This is a genomic window from Streptomyces sp. NPDC037421, from assembly GCF_055602105.1.
The window spans coordinates 90500-106185 of sequence record NZ_JBVJWV010000014.1 but is presented as its reverse complement, the minus strand read 5'-3'; the positions used below and the strand labels follow the sequence as shown (position 1 = coordinate 106185).

Sequence of the window (15686 nt, the reverse complement as noted above, 5' to 3'; positions counted from 1 at the left end):
GGGGAGATGGCGGGCCCGCACCGGGAGCCCTCAGCCCCGCAGCGCCGCCGCCAGCTGTGCGAGGAATGCCGTCACCGCGGCCGGGCCGGGGAGGACCAGGTCGGCTCGGGCCGCCAGTTCGGGGACTTCCGCCGAGCCGCTGCACACCAGGAGGCCCGGGAGGCCGTCGGCGCGGCGCTTCTCGACCGCCGAGTACGCCGCGAGGTCGCCCAGGTCGTCCCCCGCGTACAGCACGGCCCCGGCGTCGCGTTCCGCGAGGAACTCCGTCAGGGCGACGCCCTTGTCCATGCCCGGCGGGCGCAGCTCCAGGACGGCGCGGCCGGGCTCGACCATCAGCCCGTGGCGGGCGGCGAGCTCCGCCAGGGGTTCGCGCAGGGCTTCGAAGGCCGCCGCGGGGTCTTCGGCGCGGCGGGTGTGGACGGCGAGCGCCTGGCCCTTCTCCTCGATCCAGGTCCCGCGCCACGCGCCGATGGCGTCGAGGAACCCGGGCAGCTCGGCCCGTACGGCCGCGACCCCGGGGTGCGCGGCGGGGGCGTGCACGACGCCGCTGACGGCGTCCCAGCGCTCGGCGCCGTAGTGGCCGAGGACGACGAGGTGCTCCAGCCCGGGGACCCCGGCGAAGCCGCCGTAGCGGACGGCGACCCCGGCGGGCCGGCCGGTGACGACGGCGACGGCCTCGACCTCGGGCGCGAGCGCGGCGAGCGCGGGGACGGCGTCCGGGTGGGCGCGGGCCTGGTCGGGGTCGGGGACGATCTCGGCGAGGGTGCCGTCGAAGTCGAGGGCGATGACGGCTCTGCGGGGTGCGCGGAGGAGGGCTTCGAGTCCCTCGCGTCCGGCTGCGGTGGCGGGCACGGGCATCGGCGGCAGGTCGTGCGGCTGGCTCCCCATACGGACGACCCTACCGGCGTGGCGCGGAGCCCGCCCAGCCTTCGCGGAGGCCGCTCCAGGCGGGCTCGGTCGGGCCCACGGGGCGGCGGACGCAATCGGCGCACCCGCGCGGCAGGCGGCCGACGGCCGCTGGGCCCGTCCGGGAGGCCGCCCCTAGCGGCGGGCCCGCTGGGCCTCGCGGATGCGGCGGAGGCGGTTGACGGTGCCGGGGGCGTGTTCGAGGGCGCGGGGGTCGTCCATGAGGGCGTTGAGCAGCTGGTAGTAGCGGACCGGGGTGAGCCCGAGGCCCTCGCGTATCGCCCGCTCCTTGGCGCCGGGCCCGGGCCAGCTGCGGCCCTCGTACGCGAGCACGGCGGCCTCGGCGGCGGTCAGCCGGCCTTCCGCCGTCTCCGCCGCCGCGCCGCCCGTGTCACCCGCCTGCCCGCCGTCCGTCATACGGCCAGATTAACGCCGCCCACCGACACCGCCCCGGCCCGCACCCCGCAGGGGCTCAGCGCTCGCCGTCCGCCTTGCGCGCCGACGTCGCTATCTCCTCCAGGACCTTCGCGGGCTGTCCGCCCGGCTGTACGGCCTTGCCGATGTTCTGCTTGACGTCCTCGCTGACCCCGGCCCAGGACTTCTTGCCGACCGGGTAGAGCCGGGCGTTCGGCAGGGCGGTCAGGAAGGTCCGCAGCTGCGCGGCCGAGCCGCCGGTGCTGGCGGCCATGGCCCGGTAGCCGCTGGTGGTGACGGGCAGGAGGTCGTACTGGTTGGTGAAGGTGGTCACGTTCTTCGCGGAGAAGAGGTGGTCCAGGAACTTCCCGGACTCGTTCTTGTGGCCGTTCTTGAAGGCCATGACCCAGTCGGCGACGCCCATGGTGGAGTGGTCGGTGCCGTCGGCGGTCGGCATGGTGACCATGCCGAACTTCACGCCCTTGCCGGCGGCCTGCTTCAGCAGGGTCGGGTGGCCGTTGAGCATGCCCACCTCGCCGCGCGTGAAGGCGTCGAAGGCGGTCTGGCGGTCGAGCTTGCCCGGTTCGACGGGGCCGGTGAGCTGCTGGCCGACCATCTTGTCGCGGAGGAACTCCAGCGACTTGATGTTCTCCGGGGAGTCGATCGAGTACGCCTCCTCGTTGTCGGTGTAGCCGCCGCCGCCCGCGAGCATCCACATCATCGTCTCGGCCTGGGCCTCCTCGCGGCCGAGCGGCAGCGCGAAGGGGGTCGGGACGTTGGCGGCCTTGAGCTTCTTGGCGGCGGCCTCGATGTCCGCCCAGCTCTTGGGCTGCCAGGGGGTGTTGCCGTCCTTGGGGATGATCCCGGCGTCGCCGAGCAGCTTGGTGTTGTAGAAGAGCAGCCGGGTGCTGGCCACGAACGGCATCCCGTACTGGACCCGCTTGACCTTGCCCGCGTCGGCGAGCGGGGCGAGGAAGTCGGCTTCGGTGGTGACGGAGAGCAGCTCGTCGGCGGTGTAGAGCTTGCCGGCCTCGGCGTAGTCGGCGTAGGCGCCGATCTGGGCGATGTCGGGGGCCTTGCCGGCCTTGACCATCGCGGCGACCTTGGCGTCGACCTCGGACCAGGAGTAGACGCTGACCTCGACGTGGACGCCGGGGTTGTCCTTCTCGAAGGCGGTGGCGAGGTTCTTCCAGTAGCCGGCGGAGGAGTTCTGCGGATTGTCCCCGTAGTCGGCCGCCACGACCCGCAGGGTCACCTCGTTGTCCCCGGTGAGGCCGGACACGGTTCCACAGCCCGCCAGCGTCGCCACGGTCAGGCACAGCGCGGCGCCGGTCGCGGCCGGCCTCAGGTAACGGCCCTTCACAGTTCTTGATCCACCCCAGGTTGTACGTACGATCCGACGTAAGGTCTACACCACTTTGGCGGCTCCTCCACATCCGGAACGGGCCTTGCCGCGGACTGTGTCCGGACCGTGTCCGGCCGGGGGTCCGAATTTGTATGGCCAGTCAACAATCCCCTCCAATGGACTAGACCTTTCCCCGCCGAGCACGCGAGACTGTCTGCTGTGAAACCCGTGAAACACGTCATCGCCCTCGATGTGGGCGGCACCGGGATCAAGGCCGCCCTGATCGGGGCGGACGGCACCCTGCTGCACGAGGCACGCCGCGCCACCGGCCGCGAGCGGGGCCCCGAAGCCGTCGTCGAGACGATCCTGGACTTCGCCGCCGAGCTCCTCGACCTGGGCCGCGCACGCTTCGGTACGCCCGCCTCGGCCGCCGGCGTCGCCGTCCCCGGCATCGTCGACGCCGAGCGCGGCATCGCCGTGTACGCGGCGAACCTGGGCTGGCGGGACGTACCGATGCGCGACCTGCTCACCGCCCGCCTCGGCGGGATCCCGGTCGCCCTCGGCCACGACGTCCGCACGGGCGGACTCGCCGAAGGCCGCATCGGCGCGGGCCTCGGCGCCCAGCGCTTCCTCTTCGTCCCGCTCGGCACCGGCATCGCCGGAGCCATCGGCATCGCCGGCCGCATCGAGGCCGGCGCCCACGGCTACGCGGGCGAGATCGGGCACATCGTGGTCCGCCCCGGCGGCCCCGCCTGCGGCTGCGGCCAGCACGGCTGCCTGGAGACCCTCGCCTCCGCCTCCGCCGTCAGCCGCGCCTGGGCCACCGCCTCCGGCGACCCCGACGCCGACGCCGCCGACTGCGCCAAGGCCGTCGAATCCGGCGACGCGGCCGCCCGCGAGGTCTGGCTGGCCGCCATCGGCGCCCTCGCCGACGGCCTGGTGACCGCGATCACCCTGCTGGACCCGAGCACGCTGATCATCGGTGGCGGGCTCGCCGAGGCGGGGGAAACCTTGTTCACACCACTGAGGACGGCCGTCGAGGAGCGCGTGACGTTCCAGCGGTTGCCCGAGATCGTTCCGGCTGCCCTCGGGGACACCGCCGGATGCCTGGGCGCAGGGCTGCTCGCCTGGGACCTACTCGCCACGGAGGTACCTGCCTGATGTCCGGAAGCGCACACAGCACCGTTCTCTCCGGCGCGAGGGTGGTGCTGCCCACCGGGATCGTGGCGGGCGGCCGCGTCATCGTCGAGGGCGCCCGCGTCGCGGGCAGCGCCCCCGAGGGCGCGACGGTCGCCGACCTGTCGGGGCACTGGATCGTCCCCGGCTTCGTGGACATGCACAACCACGGCGGCGGCGGCGCCTCCTTCACCTCCGGCACCGCCGAGGAGGTCCTCAAGGGCGTACGCACCCACCGCGAGCACGGCACCACCACCCTCGTCGCCTCCACCGTCACCGGCGACCTGGACGAACTGGCCCGCCGCGCCGGGCTGCTCGCCGAGCTCACCCAGCAGGGCGAGATCGCCGGCATCCACTTCGAGGGCCCCTTCATCAACCCCTGCCGCAAGGGCGCCCACAAGGCCGACCTGCTGCGCGACCCCGACCCGGCCGAGGTCCGCAAGCTGGTCGACGCCGCGCACGGCGCGACCCGCATGGTCACCCTCGCCACCGAACTCCCCGGCGGGCTGGACTCCGTACGGCTGCTGGCCGAGCACGGGGTCATCGCCGCGATCGGCCACACCGACTCCACGTACGACCAGACCCGCCAGGCCATCGACGCCGGCGCGACCGTCGCCACCCACCTCTACAACGCCATGCCCGGCCTGGAGCACCGCGCCCCGGGCCCGATCGCGGCGCTGCTGGAGGACGAGCGGGTCACCGTCGAGCTGATCAACGACGGCACCCACCTGCACCCGGCGATGCTGGAACTGGCCTTCCACCACGCGGGCGCGCACCGCGTCGCGCTGATCACCGACGCCATGGACGCGGCCGGCTTCGGCGACGGCACCTACCACCTCGGCCCGCTGGAGGTGGAGGTCAAGGACGGCGTCGCCCGGCTCGTGGAGGGCGGCTCCATCGCCGGCTCCACGCTGACCCTGGACACCGCGTTCAAGCGGTCGGTGACGGTGGACCGGCTGCCCGTCGAGTCCGTGGTCCAGGCGATCTCGGCCAACCCGGCCAAGCTGCTCGGCCTCTACGACGAGGTCGGCTCGCTGGAGCCCGGCAAGTACGCCGACCTGGTGGTCCTCGACGCCGCGTTCGACGTCAAGGGCGTCATGCGGCGCGGCGAATGGATCGTCAGCCCGCTGGGCTGAACCGGCCTTTCCACCGGCGCAAAGGGGGCGGCCCGCCCGCGGGACTGGGCTGGCCGCCCTCGATTTGGCATGATCCCGGCACACACCAAGACCGGGGCTGGCCATGATCCTCACCGTGACGCTCAACACCGCGCTCGACGTCACCCACCGGGTGCCGCGAATGCTGCCGCACACCTCCCACCGGGTCACCGCTGTCGCCGAACGCGCCGGCGGCAAGGGTCTGAACGTGGCCCGGGTGCTCGGCGCGCTCGGCGAGGAGGTCACGGCCACGGGCTTCGCGGGCGGCCCCGCCGGCCAGACCGTACGCGAACTCATCGCCGACGCCCCCGGAGTGGCCGACGCCCTCGTCCCCTGCGCGGGCACCACCCGGCGCACCCTGGCCGTCGTCGACGAGAGCACCGGCGACACCACCCAGTTCAACGAGCCCGGCCCGCAGATCTCCGCCGCCGAATGGGCCGCCTTCCTGGAGCGGTACGCCGAACTCCTCACCGGCGCCCGCGCGGTGGCCCTGTGCGGCAGCCTGCCGCCGGGCGTGCCGGTCGGCGCGTACGCGGTCCTCGTACGGGCGGCCCGCGCGGCCGGCCTCCCCGTACTGCTCGACACCAGCGGCGAGGCCCTGCGCCGCGGGGTCGCCGCCCGGCCGGACATCATCAAGCCGAACGCGGCCGAACTGGCGGAGCTGACCGGCGCCCGCGACCCGCTCCCCGCCACCCGCGACGCCCGCCGCCGGGGCGCCCAGGCGGTGGTGACCTCGCTCGGCCCCTCCGGCCTGCTCGCCGCCACCCCCGACGGCACCTGGGAGGCGGCCCCGCCCCGCCCGCTGCGCGGGAACCCCACCGGCGCGGGCGACTCCGCCGTCGCGGGCCTGCTCTCGGCCCTGATCCGGGGCCTGGACTGGCCCGAGCGGCTGACCCGTGCGGTGGCCCTCTCCGCGGCCACCGTGCACGCCCCGACGGCGGGAGACTTCGACCCGCGCACGTACGAGGAGATCGCCCCGCAGATCAGGGCCGTGCCGCTCCCCGCCCCGTAGGCGCGGGGGAACGGCCGAGGGGGAGACGCAGCCGGCGCGTCTCCCCCTCGTGGCGTCCGTCGCCGGCCGGCCGTCAGCCCTTGGCCCAGCCGGAGGTGAGGCGCAGCTGATCGAATATGGCATCGCACTGGTTGCCGGCCTCGCACGAGATCTTCATCGTGTTCGTGCCCTTCTTGAGGGTGACGAAGGCGTAGGTCCGGGTCCAGCCCTTCTCCCAGGCGCCCGCCTCGGCCTTGGAGAAGTTGGCCAGGTTCAGGGACTGCGTGGGGGTCTGCCCGTTGATCGTCAGCGTGACCTTCGCGTCCTTGCCCGGCACCGCGTAGTTGACGTTCAGCGTGTAGTCGCCGGCTTCGGGCAGCTCGGCCGTCCAGGTCAGCGCGGCGCCCGTCTGGTTGAAGTTGCCGACGTACTGGCCGCCCGAGCTCTTGGAGCCGGGGACGCTGTTCTGCAGGGCCGCTCCGCCGGTGAGGGCCATGCCGGCGCCGGCGGCCTCCCCCTTGGGCAGCGGGGCCTTGGAGGGCTCCGGCGAACTGCTCGGCTCCGGCTCGGACTTCTTCGAGGGCGCCGCCGACTGGGTCGGGCCGGTCGCCTGGTTCTTCGCGTCCTTGTCCTTGTCCTTGCCGAAGACCACGGCCGCGCCGATGCCGATGCCGACGGCCGCCACCACCGCGACCGCCGCGATCAGCAGGCCCCGGCGGCTGGAGCCGCCGCCGCGGCCGCCGCCACGGGGCGGCACGGGACGGACTTGCGCCGTCTGCGCGGACGGCTGCTGCGGGACGCCGTAGCCGTTCGCCTGGAGGGCTTCGGGCGCCTGGTACTGGGCCTGGTAGGCCTGCGGGGGCTGCTGCTGCGGAACGGCGCCGCGCTGGCCGCCGTACGTCCGCTCGCCGACCGTGCGCACCTGGTTGTACGAGGTCCGGGGGACGCCGGGCTGCGCACCGGGCGGTCCGCCGGCCGTCGGGCCGGGGTAGCCGTATCCGCCACCCTGACCGGGCGGGGTGGCTCCGGCGGCCTGGCCGTCCGCGTAGAGGTAGCCGAACGGGTCATCGTCCCCGGGCTGGTTCGCCCCACCGTGCGGGCCGTTGTTCGCGGGCGTCGTCATCGCAGGTCACTCCTTTCGACCCACGGGAGCCTACCCCGAACACGTGCGCACACGGGTGGCCGATCAGATCAGCCGGCCCGGCGGTGGGCCTTGGAGCGGGACCGCTTCTCGATGTACATCCGCTGGTCGGCCGAGCGCAGCACCTCGTCCGCGGACATCCCGCAGCTGGCCCAGCCGATGCCGAAACTCGCCCCCACGCGCACCGCGCGGCCGTCCACCCGGATCGGCGGGATGATCGCGTTGCGCAGCCGCACGGCGAGGTCGGCGGCGTCGGCGGCGCCCAGCCCGTCGGCGAGGACGACGAACTCGTCACCACCCAGCCGGGCGACGGTGTCACCGTCCCTGACGCACGTCGTCAGGCGCCGGGCCACCTCGATGAGGACGGCGTCGCCGGTGTGGTGGCCGAACCGGTCGTTGATCGACTTGAAGCCGTCGAGGTCGCAGAAGAGCACCGCCAGCCCCTTCGTGCCGTCGTCGACGTCCGTGGCGGGCGCCACCGTGTGCACGTGGTGGTCGTACGGACCGTCCGGGCCGCCCGGGAAACCGCCGGGGAAGTCGAAGCCGTCGCCCGCCTGCCCGGCGGCCGGGGCGGCCTGGAAGCCGCCGTCGTACCCGTGCTGCTGTCCGTGGGGCTGTCCGTCGGGTGGAAAGCCGTGCTCGCCGGCACCACCCGCCTCGGGGCGGCCCTCGTACGCCGCGTCCAGCGCCTCGACCGCGCTGGCCCGTACGGACTGGGGCCGCCTGCACAGACGTGCGCCGAGCCGGGAGCGCAGTTCGGCGCTGTTGGGCAGGCCGGTGAGGGAGTCGTGGCTGGCCCGGTGCGCGAGCTGGAGCTCGTGCCGCTTGCGCTCCTCGATGTCCTCGACGTGCGTGAGCAGGAAGCGGGGGCCGTCGGCGGCGTCGGCGACCACCGAGTTGCGCAGCGAGACCCATACGTACGTGCCGTCGCGCCGCCCGAGGCGCAGTTCGGCGCGGCCGCCTTCGGCGGAGGTGCGCAGCAGGGTGCCGATGTCCTCGGGGTGGACGAGGTCGGAGAAGGAGTAGCGGCGCAGCACGGAGGCGGGCCGGCCCAGCAGGCGGCACAGGGCGTCGTTGGTGCGCAGCAGCCGGCCGTGCTGGTCGCCGCCCATCTCGGCGATGGCCATGCCGCTGGGCGCGTACTCGAAGGCCTGCCGGAACGACTCTTCACTCGCGCGCAGCGCCTGCTGCTCGCGCTCCAGCCGGACGAGGGCCCGCTGCATGTTCGCGCGCAGCCTCGCGTTGCTGATCGCAATGGCGGCCTGGAAGGCGTACATCTGGAGCGCTTCGCGCCCCCACGCGCCGGGTCGGCGCCCGTTGCGCGGCCTGTCCACCGAAATGACACCCAGAAGTTCCCCGCCGGTCGCGTACATGGGGGCGTAGAGCCGGTCCTCGGGGTGCCACTCGTCCAGGAAGCGCGGATCGGGGCCGTCGGTGTGCCACTGGGGGACGTCGTCCTCCATCAGGACCCAGCCCTCGGTGTGCGGGATGAAGCGCAGGCCGTCCCAGTCCTCGCCCATGGTCAGGCGGCGCTCCCAGGCGGCGCGGGAGCCGACGCGGCCGGTGATCAGGGCCTCGGCGGCGGGGTCGCCCGCGAAGGCCGCCACGACGAGATCCCCGTCAGGGCGTACGAGGTTGACACAGGCGAGTTCGTAGCCGAGGCCCCTGACGATGCCGTCCACGACGGTCTGCAGGGTGTCCGCCAGGCTCCGGGCCGTGTTGAGCTCGGCCACCACCTGGTGCAGCTGCCGCAGGGTCGCAAGACGGACGTACGGCTCCGACTCGGTCTCCATTGCTCGCTCTCCCCGAGACCTCGACAGCAACTCCAGGTTTGTCATCGGCGTTTCGTTGCGGTGTCCCGTCCACTGAATCACAGTGAGCTGTGCGGCAGGTACACAGGGTCAACAAATCTTGCCCTCTGTGACTCAAGTCACATGAGATGAACAAGGGCGTTCTGAGAGACGGGTACGGAGTGGGAGCGCTCCCTCTCATTCCCGGGGGCAAACGATACGCCCGGGGCCTAGGCCTGGGGGCGGGGACGCGGCTCGGACCAGGGTCCGATGTGCGCCGCGCGGGCGCGGGACTAGCGTTCGGTACGTGCCCAAGACGACCCCCGTAGACCCGGCCCCCCTGCTCACCACCCCCCATCCTGAGGGGGTGAGCGACGACGAGTTCCGGGCCGCCATGTCCCGGCTGACGGCGGGCGTGTGCCTGATCACCGCGCACGAGCCGCCCCTGAGCGCCGACGGACCGCGCGGCGAGGACGTCGGCATGACGGCCACCGCCTTCATGTCGGTCTCCCTGGACCCGCCGCTGGTCCTGGTCAGCGTGCGCGAGGGATCCCGGATGGACGACCTGCTCGCCGAGCAGCCGCTGTGGGCGGTCTCCCTCCTCGCGGACAGCCAGCTCCAGGTCGCGAGCCGCTTCTCGATGAAGGCCCGGATCAGCGACCGGCTGCTGTTCGAGGGTCTGCCGTACGTACGCGGCGCCCTGTCGGGCGCGCCGCTGCTGTCGGGAGCGCTGGCCACCCTGGAGTGCCGCACCGAGTCCCGCGTCACGGCGGGTGACCACACCCTGGTCGTCGGCCGCGTCCTCGGCGCCGCCCTGCCGGTCCCGGAGGCGCCGCCGCTGGCGTACTTCCGCGGCCGCTACCGCCATCTGGCCCCGTAACGCCGGGGCCCGGCTACCAGTCGCGCGAGCTGCGGTTCCGCTTGGTCTCGCCCCGGGCCTTCTTCTCCCGCAGGCGCCGCTCGTTGATGCCCCGGGGGATCTTGGTCGCCCGGCGCGGCTTCGGCGGCGGGGCCGTGGCCTCCGCCAGCAGCGAGGCCAGCCGGACCAGCGCCATCTCCCGGTTGCGGAACTGCGAGCGGTGCTCGGAGGCCCGTACCGTCACCACCCCGTCCACCAGCCGGGACGCGAGCCGTTCCAGCGCCCGCTCCCTCCACACGTCCGGCAGCGCCTTGGTCGCCGCCAGGTCGAACAGCAGCTCCACGCGCGAGTCGGAGGTGTTGACGTGCTGCCCGCCCGGCCCGGAGGAACGCGAGAACCGCCAGGCGAGCTCCGCCTCGGGGAGCACGACGGAACCGCGGATGACATAGGGACCAGGCATGGCCCTATGATCGGCCCCCGACCGCGCCGCCGTCACCCGCATTTCCGGGTCCCGGAACCTCCGCGCCCCCTCCCCGCGTTATGAAGGGCAGCGGTAACTTGACCCCACAAAGCGGTCAAGCGTCGAGGAAGGACACCAGTCAAAATGGCAGTAAGCCTGTCCAAGGGCGGCAACGTCTCGCTCTCGAAGGAGGCCCCGGGCCTCAGCGCCGTCACGGTCGGCCTCGGCTGGGACGTGCGTACGACGACCGGTGTCGACTTCGACCTGGACGCCTCCGCCATCGCGGTCAACGCCACGGGCAAGGTCGTCTCCGACGGCCACTTCGTCTTCTTCAACAACAAGTCCACCCCGGACCAGACCATCGTCCACACCGGTGACAACCGCACCGGCGCGGGCTCGGGCGACGACGAGGCCATCAACGTCAACCTCGCCGGCCTCCCCGCCGACGTGGACAAGATCGTCTTCCCGGTCTCGATCTACGACGCCGAGACCCGCAGCCAGAACTTCGGCCAGGTCCGCAACGCCTACATCCGCGTCGTGAACCAGGCCGGCGGCGCCGAGATCGCCCGCTACGACCTCTCCGAGGACGCGGCCACCGAGACCGCCATGGTCTTCGGCGAGCTCTACCGCAACGGCGCCGAGTGGAAGTTCCGTGCGGTCGGCCAGGGCTACGCCTCCGGCCTCGTCGGCATCGCCCAGGACTTCGGCGTCAACGTCTGACCCGCGTCCCACCGGGCCGAAGCCCCCTCCCGGCCGCTGCCGGGCAGGGGGCTTCGCCACGCCGATGACCCCGAGACGGGCCGGCCCCGCGCGGTGCTGCACCGTGCTGCGCAAGGCCCTGTGGCGGTCAGCGGCACTCCGGGAGCTCGGGCTGCGACACGTGGCCGATGGCCGGGATGTACGCGTGCCCGTTCGGCGCGTCCTGTACCCGCACCTGGTAGTAGCGGTGGCCCTCCAGCCCCGTCTGGTCCGCGTACCACCGCCCGTCACGGACCTCGCACTCCGCCGTGAACACGTCGCCCGGCCAGGCGGCGAGCGCCAGGCGGTTGCCGCCGCCCCGAACGGCACGGGGGTCGATGACCAGGTCGGTGCGGCATTCCGGCGTCCGCAGGCTGAAGTGCGCGCACCCGTTGGGGACGCCCACGTAGACCGCGAGGGGCGGATTCCCGTACCCCTCCACCCCGGCCTCACCCGACGGCGCCGGCTCCCCCGTGCCCAGGCACGCCAGCAGCGAGGCCAAGGACGCGGCCGCCGCCGTCACCAGACGTCTCGCGCGGCCCCTCCGCCGACCCCGCGGCGGCCCGCCCGCCGCCTCCCGTACCCGCGGGATCAGGCTGCGCGCGGTGTGCGTGCCGCGGACCGCGGGGTCCGCGCTCAGGCAGTCGGCGATCAGGGCGGCCCACCCCGGGGGCAGACCGGCTGCGAGCCGCAGGGGGGAGCGTCCCGCCGCGTACTCCACGACGGCCGCCGCCCGGGCCGCCGGGGTGGCCCCGGGGAAGGGCAGCGCCCCGCCGGTGAGGACCTGGTGGGCGGTCACCCCGAACGCCCACACGTCGGCGTCCGGCCGGGTGCGGACCCCCCGCTCGTCGAGCAGGGCCCCGCGCCGCTCGGGCGGCAGGTAGTCGGGGGAGCCCCACGGGGGCGCGTACCCGTGCGTCCCCTCCAGCCGGGCGATCAGGCCGAAGTCGGCCACCCGTACCGAGCCGTCGCGTGACAGGAGGATGTTGGCCGGTTTCAGATCGCCGTGCACCCAGCCCTCGGCGTGCAGGTGCGCGAGCGCGGTGATCACCTCGGTGAGCACTGCTCCCGCGTCCGGCAGCGGCCCCCCGGCGGCGAGGACGTCCCAGAGGCTGCGTTCCGCCCGTTCCATCACCAGGACGACCGCGCCGTCGGCGGCCGGCAGCCCCGGGTCGTCGACGGTCAGCGTGTCGAAGATCCGGATCAGGTGCGGGTGCACCGCCTGGCGGCTGAACTCCGCCTCCCGCCTGGCCGTCGCGGCCAGCTCCCGGGCCTGCCGGGGCGCGAGGCCCTGCGTACCGAGGAACTTCAGGGCGACCTCGTCGCCCCCGGCTCCCCGGGCCGCGTACACGCTGCCCCAGCTCCCCGAGGCGATGTGGCCGGTGACCTCCCAGCCGCCCACCCGGTAGCCGGCCGGCACCCCGGCCTCCTCCGTGCCCCTCACCGCCGGAGCCTGGCCGGCAGCAGCGCCAGGTGCTCCTCGCGCACCAGCCCGAAGCGCAGGGCGAGGCTCACCACCAGCTCCCGCTTCCACTCCAGCCGGCCCCCGGCCTCCCCGGCGGGCTTCACACGGAGCTTGCTGCGGGCGAGGTAGTCGATGTGGAAGCCCACCGCCTGCTCGCTCAGCCCCGCGAGCCGCTCGGCCACCTGCCGGGTCGTCGGGATCACGGTGGCGGACTGGTCCCGCAGCCGCGGCTCGCACAGGGCGACCAGCACCGCGAAGTACGTGGCCGTCTCGTCGAGGCTGAACGCCGCGACCGTGCCCTCCCCGTCCAGCTCCCCGGCCGTCTCGGCGTAGCTGTGCCCGGGCGCGTACACCTGGATGGCGAGACCGCCCGGCGACCGGGTCGGAAGGACCACCCGGGCGAACTCGAACGGCACCGGGGCGCCGATCCGCCGCGGGGCGACGCGGAAGTACTCGCCCGCCCCTTCCGGGTTCTCCACCAGCAGGCTCTGCCCGTACCCGAGGTTGCTCAGGCGCCAGTGGTCCTCGGTGGCGAGGATCTCGCCCGCCAGCCGCGGCACCGCCGGATCGTCGAGCACCAGCCCCACCGGAACCCCGGGAGCACCCCGGCCGAACCGGACCGCCTCCCCGGGCCCGAGCTCCAGCCGCCCGTGCTCCGTGTGCACCACCAGCCCCGCCATGGACGGATCTTGGCATGGTCCGTGCAAGCTCCACGTGAACCGCGTCGCATACAAGCCACCGGCGCCTACGCCTTGGGGCGTCCCTCCCCGTACAGCCACACGTCCCAGACCTTCTTCAGGTCGTGGCCCGTGCGCCGCTGCGCGTACGCCGTGAAGTCCGCGGTGCTCGCGTTGCCGTACCGGTGGTCGGCGGCCCAGCCGCGCAGCAGGTCGAAGAACTTCTCGTCCCCCACCTCCTGCCGGATCCGGTGCAGGACCATCGCACCCCGGTAGTACACGGGCGAGTCGGAGACGTGGTCGGCACCGGGCGGGGCCGCGGGCGGGAACGCGGCCCAGTCCCCGCCGGCCTGGTCGTCGACGGAGGTGTCACCCGCCAGGAACGCCCGGAACCGGCGCTCCGCGCTGATCCCGCCCCGGTCCTCCGACCACAGCCACTCCGCGTACGTGGCGAAGCCCTCGTTGAGCCACATGTCCCGCCAGGACTTCGGCGAGACCGAATTCCCGAACCACTGGTGGGCCAGCTCGTGCAGCACGAGCTCCTCGTCGGGCGCGCCGGAGTAGACGGGCTTGGTCTGCGTCTCCAGCGCGTACTCCAGGGTCCGCGCGGGCATCACGATCGAACCGGCGGTGCCGAAGGGGTACGGGCCGAACTTCGCGCTGCCCCACTCCACGATCTCCGGCAGCCGCTTCAGCGCCGCCTCACTGCCCGCCGCCTCACCGGGAGCGACGGCGTCGTACACCTCGACCCCCGAGGGCGTCCGCCCGGTCGTCACCTTGAACTTCCCGATGGCCACGGTCGCCAGGTAGCTCGCCATCGGCTCCGGGCTGTGCCACGCGAACTCGGTCCGCCCGTCCCCCACCGCCCGGCGGGAGCGCAGCTGCCCGTTGGACACGGCCTCGTACCCGTCCGGGACGGTGACCGTCACGTCGTACGCGGCCTTGTCGCTCGGATGGTGGTTGCCGGGGAACCAGCCCATCGAGCCCACCGGCTCGCCGACGGCGACCGCACCGTCCTCGGCGGTGATCCAGCCCTCGTGCGCCCCGTCCGGATCGACGACCGGCTTCGGCCGCCCGGCGTAGTCCACCGTCGTACGGAAGACCTCGCCCTTCTTCAGGTCCTTGGCCGGGCGCACCGTCAGCTCGTTGCCGGTCCGGTTGTACCGCGCCCGCGCACCCTGCACGTCCACGCCCTCGACCTTGAGCCCGCTCAGATCGAGGTTGAAGGAACTGAGCCCCTGCTCGGCGCGGGCGGTGATGACGGCCGTGCCGTGCAGCTGCCCGTCGGCGGGGTCGTAGGCGAGGTCCAGCGCGTAGTGCTCGACCTGGTAGCCGCCGTTGCCCGCCCGGGGGAAGAACGGATCGCGCAGCCCGGACGCACCGGGCCGCCCCTGCACCGTCGCGCCCGTACATCCCGTCGCGAGGACGAGCAGGGCGGTGACGGCGGGGACGGCCAGGCGCTTGAGTTCCACGCACCGATCCTAAGGAGCGGAGCCCGGACTCACTTCTGCAGGGACTCCACGCCGGCCTTGGCGAACTTCTCGTCCAGGTCGCCGCTGGGGGCGCCGGCCACGCCGATGCCGGCGACCGGGGCGCCGCTCGCCTGCACGGGGGCGCCGCCGCCGAGGAAGAGGGTGCCGGGGATGTCCTTCAGGTTCGGGGCCTGCGCGAGGCGGCCGGCGAGGACCGAGGTCGGGGCGTTCCAGGAGACGGCGGTGAAGGCCTTGCGCTGCGCCGACTCGTAGGACTGCGGGCCCGCACCGTCGCCGCGGAGGGTGACGATGGTGTTGCCGTTGCGGTCGACCACGGCGACGGTGACCTTCTGGTTCTCCTTCTCGGCGGCCTCCAGCGCGGCCTGCGCGGCGCGGGTGGCGGCACCGATGGTGAGGTGCGTGGAGGTGGTGAAGTTCTTGTCCGAGTCCTTCTTGGCCGGCGCGGCGGGGGTGGCGCTGGCGCTGACGGCGCCGAAGGTCCCGGCGCCGAGGACGACGGCGAGGGCGGTACCGGTGAGAACGCGGGTGCGGGTGTTCATTTCAGCTCCTGTTGGGTCGTCGGCTTGGCTCCCTCCAAGCCTCGCCCCGCCCCCCGCCCCGCCCCGTCCCCGTACCGGCTCGCCCGACCGACCGCACCGGTTGACCCGGGGGTCAACCGATCGGCCGATGCGGTGGGGCCGGCCGCCCGTTTCCCTGGTGGGTGACCCCCCTCCCCGCGCGGGGCCGCTGCCCTGGCCGGGCGGGGTGCGGTGCCGCTGCGCGGGGCTGGTCCCCTACCCGCCCTTCCACCGTTCCCAGGGCTCCGCCCTGACCCGCGCCTCAAACGCCGGCGGGGCTGGAGGTGCCGACCGGGGCCGGAAGGTGCCGACCGGGGCCGGAAGGTACCGGCCGGGGGCGGGGACGGGGTGGGGTGTCGTCCGGGACCAAAACGAGATGAATTCGGCGCGCGGTACCCCGTACAAACCGGATCCGGATCGGGCGCCGAACATCGAAGCCCGTCCCGGACGACACCCCACCCCGGCACCGACCCCGGCCCCCGCAGCACGCACCCGCAACCCCGCCCGGCAGGACAACGCC

Annotated in this window: 15 protein-coding genes; 5 read left to right on the top strand and 10 right to left on the bottom strand. The window is 73.7% G+C overall.

Annotation, left to right across the window (positions count from 1 at the left end):
* Positions 1-30 precede the first annotated feature (30 nt).
* The 3 genes from otsB to ACZ7IF_RS21460 all read right to left on the bottom strand — a co-directional run bounded on the left by otsB (position 31) and on the right by ACZ7IF_RS21460 (position 2683).
* Positions 31-888, bottom strand: a complete 858-nt coding sequence (otsB, locus tag ACZ7IF_RS21470; RefSeq protein ID WP_470973518.1) for a trehalose-phosphatase — start codon at positions 886-888, stop codon at positions 31-33.
* 153 nt (positions 889-1041) lie between these two features.
* Positions 1042-1323 (bottom strand): DUF3263 domain-containing protein, encoded by a 282-nt coding sequence (locus ACZ7IF_RS21465; protein WP_470973517.1) that lies wholly within the window; start codon positions 1321-1323, stop codon positions 1042-1044.
* 55 nt (positions 1324-1378) lie between these two features.
* Positions 1379-2683 carry an extracellular solute-binding protein gene (locus tag ACZ7IF_RS21460; RefSeq protein WP_470973516.1) on the bottom strand — a complete coding sequence of 435 codons (1305 nt, stop codon included), beginning with the start codon at positions 2681-2683 and terminating at the stop codon, positions 1379-1381.
* A gap of 210 nt (positions 2684-2893) precedes the next feature.
* Between ACZ7IF_RS21460 and ACZ7IF_RS21455 the strand changes: the two genes are divergently transcribed.
* The 3 genes from ACZ7IF_RS21455 to ACZ7IF_RS21445 all read left to right on the top strand — a co-directional run bounded on the left by ACZ7IF_RS21455 (position 2894) and on the right by ACZ7IF_RS21445 (position 6007).
* Positions 2894-3826, top strand: coding sequence for an ROK family protein (locus ACZ7IF_RS21455; RefSeq protein WP_470973629.1), 933 nt, complete (start codon positions 2894-2896; stop codon positions 3824-3826).
* Entirely contained in the window at positions 3826-4977 is a 1152-nt protein-coding gene (gene nagA / locus ACZ7IF_RS21450) for an N-acetylglucosamine-6-phosphate deacetylase (protein WP_470973514.1), read from the top strand. The genes ACZ7IF_RS21455 and nagA overlap by 1 nt, the downstream gene beginning before the upstream one ends.
* A 103-nt stretch (positions 4978-5080) precedes the next feature.
* Positions 5081-6007 (top strand): 1-phosphofructokinase family hexose kinase, encoded by a 927-nt coding sequence (locus ACZ7IF_RS21445; protein ID WP_470973513.1) that lies wholly within the window; start codon positions 5081-5083, stop codon positions 6005-6007.
* A gap of 73 nt (positions 6008-6080) precedes the next feature.
* On the opposite strand, the gene ACZ7IF_RS21440 is transcribed toward ACZ7IF_RS21445, so the two are convergent.
* Positions 6081-7109: a CBM35 domain-containing protein gene (locus ACZ7IF_RS21440; protein ID WP_470973511.1), complete on the bottom strand. Its 1029-nt coding sequence runs from the start codon at positions 7107-7109 to the stop codon at positions 6081-6083.
* A 68-nt stretch (positions 7110-7177) separates the two neighbouring features.
* A complete protein-coding gene (gene cdgB, locus ACZ7IF_RS21435) occupies positions 7178-8920 on the bottom strand; it encodes a diguanylate cyclase CdgB (protein WP_470973509.1) in 1743 nt (580 codons plus the stop codon).
* Positions 8921-9224: 304 nt separating this feature from the next.
* Between cdgB and ACZ7IF_RS21430 the strand changes: the two genes are divergently transcribed.
* Positions 9225-9797 carry a flavin reductase family protein gene (locus ACZ7IF_RS21430; RefSeq protein ID WP_470973508.1) on the top strand — a complete coding sequence of 191 codons (573 nt, stop codon included), beginning with the start codon at positions 9225-9227 and terminating at the stop codon, positions 9795-9797.
* Positions 9798-9810: 13 nt separating this feature from the next.
* On the opposite strand, the gene arfB is transcribed toward ACZ7IF_RS21430, so the two are convergent.
* Positions 9811-10236 (bottom strand): alternative ribosome rescue aminoacyl-tRNA hydrolase ArfB, encoded by a 426-nt coding sequence (gene arfB / locus ACZ7IF_RS21425; protein WP_470973506.1) that lies wholly within the window; start codon positions 10234-10236, stop codon positions 9811-9813.
* 144 nt (positions 10237-10380) lie between these two features.
* Between arfB and ACZ7IF_RS21420 the strand changes: the two genes are divergently transcribed.
* Positions 10381-10956 (top strand): TerD family protein, encoded by a 576-nt coding sequence (locus tag ACZ7IF_RS21420; protein ID WP_470973504.1) that lies wholly within the window; start codon positions 10381-10383, stop codon positions 10954-10956.
* A gap of 127 nt (positions 10957-11083) precedes the next feature.
* On the opposite strand, the gene ACZ7IF_RS21415 is transcribed toward ACZ7IF_RS21420, so the two are convergent.
* The 4 genes from ACZ7IF_RS21415 to ACZ7IF_RS21400 all read right to left on the bottom strand — a co-directional run bounded on the left by ACZ7IF_RS21415 (position 11084) and on the right by ACZ7IF_RS21400 (position 15148).
* Entirely contained in the window at positions 11084-12418 is a 1335-nt protein-coding gene (locus ACZ7IF_RS21415) for a serine/threonine-protein kinase (RefSeq protein ID WP_470973502.1), read from the bottom strand.
* A complete protein-coding gene (locus tag ACZ7IF_RS21410) occupies positions 12415-13119 on the bottom strand; it encodes a serine/threonine protein kinase (RefSeq protein ID WP_470973501.1) in 705 nt (234 codons plus the stop codon). The genes ACZ7IF_RS21415 and ACZ7IF_RS21410 overlap by 4 nt, the downstream gene beginning before the upstream one ends.
* Before the next feature lie 65 nt (positions 13120-13184).
* Entirely contained in the window at positions 13185-14588 is a 1404-nt protein-coding gene (locus ACZ7IF_RS21405) for a M1 family metallopeptidase (RefSeq protein ID WP_470973499.1), read from the bottom strand.
* Between the two features lie 29 nt (positions 14589-14617).
* Positions 14618-15148: a GlcG/HbpS family heme-binding protein gene (locus tag ACZ7IF_RS21400; protein ID WP_470973497.1), complete on the bottom strand. Its 531-nt coding sequence runs from the start codon at positions 15146-15148 to the stop codon at positions 14618-14620.
* Positions 15149-15686 lie beyond the last annotated feature (538 nt).

Excerpts from the sequence above, each read along its gene's own strand:
- ACZ7IF_RS21420 (WP_470973504.1), top strand. The coding sequence starts at position 10,381 with ATGGCAGTAAGCCTGTCCAAGGGCGGCAACGTCTCGCTCTCGAAGGAG.
- ACZ7IF_RS21465 (WP_470973517.1), bottom strand. The coding sequence starts at position 1,323 with ATGACGGACGGCGGGCAGGCGGGTGACACGGGCGGCGCGGCGGCGGAG.
- ACZ7IF_RS21445 (WP_470973513.1), top strand. The coding sequence starts at position 5,081 with ATGATCCTCACCGTGACGCTCAACACCGCGCTCGACGTCACCCACCGG.
- ACZ7IF_RS21410 (WP_470973501.1), bottom strand. The coding sequence starts at position 13,119 with ATGGCGGGGCTGGTGGTGCACACGGAGCACGGGCGGCTGGAGCTCGGG.
- otsB (WP_470973518.1), bottom strand. The coding sequence starts at position 888 with ATGGGGAGCCAGCCGCACGACCTGCCGCCGATGCCCGTGCCCGCCACC.
- ACZ7IF_RS21400 (WP_470973497.1), bottom strand. The coding sequence starts at position 15,148 with ATGAACACCCGCACCCGCGTTCTCACCGGTACCGCCCTCGCCGTCGTC.
- nagA (WP_470973514.1), top strand. The coding sequence starts at position 3,826 with ATGTCCGGAAGCGCACACAGCACCGTTCTCTCCGGCGCGAGGGTGGTG.
- arfB (WP_470973506.1), bottom strand. The coding sequence starts at position 10,236 with ATGCCTGGTCCCTATGTCATCCGCGGTTCCGTCGTGCTCCCCGAGGCG.
- cdgB (WP_470973509.1), bottom strand. The coding sequence starts at position 8,920 with ATGGAGACCGAGTCGGAGCCGTACGTCCGTCTTGCGACCCTGCGGCAG.
- ACZ7IF_RS21440 (WP_470973511.1), bottom strand. The coding sequence starts at position 7,109 with ATGACGACGCCCGCGAACAACGGCCCGCACGGTGGGGCGAACCAGCCC.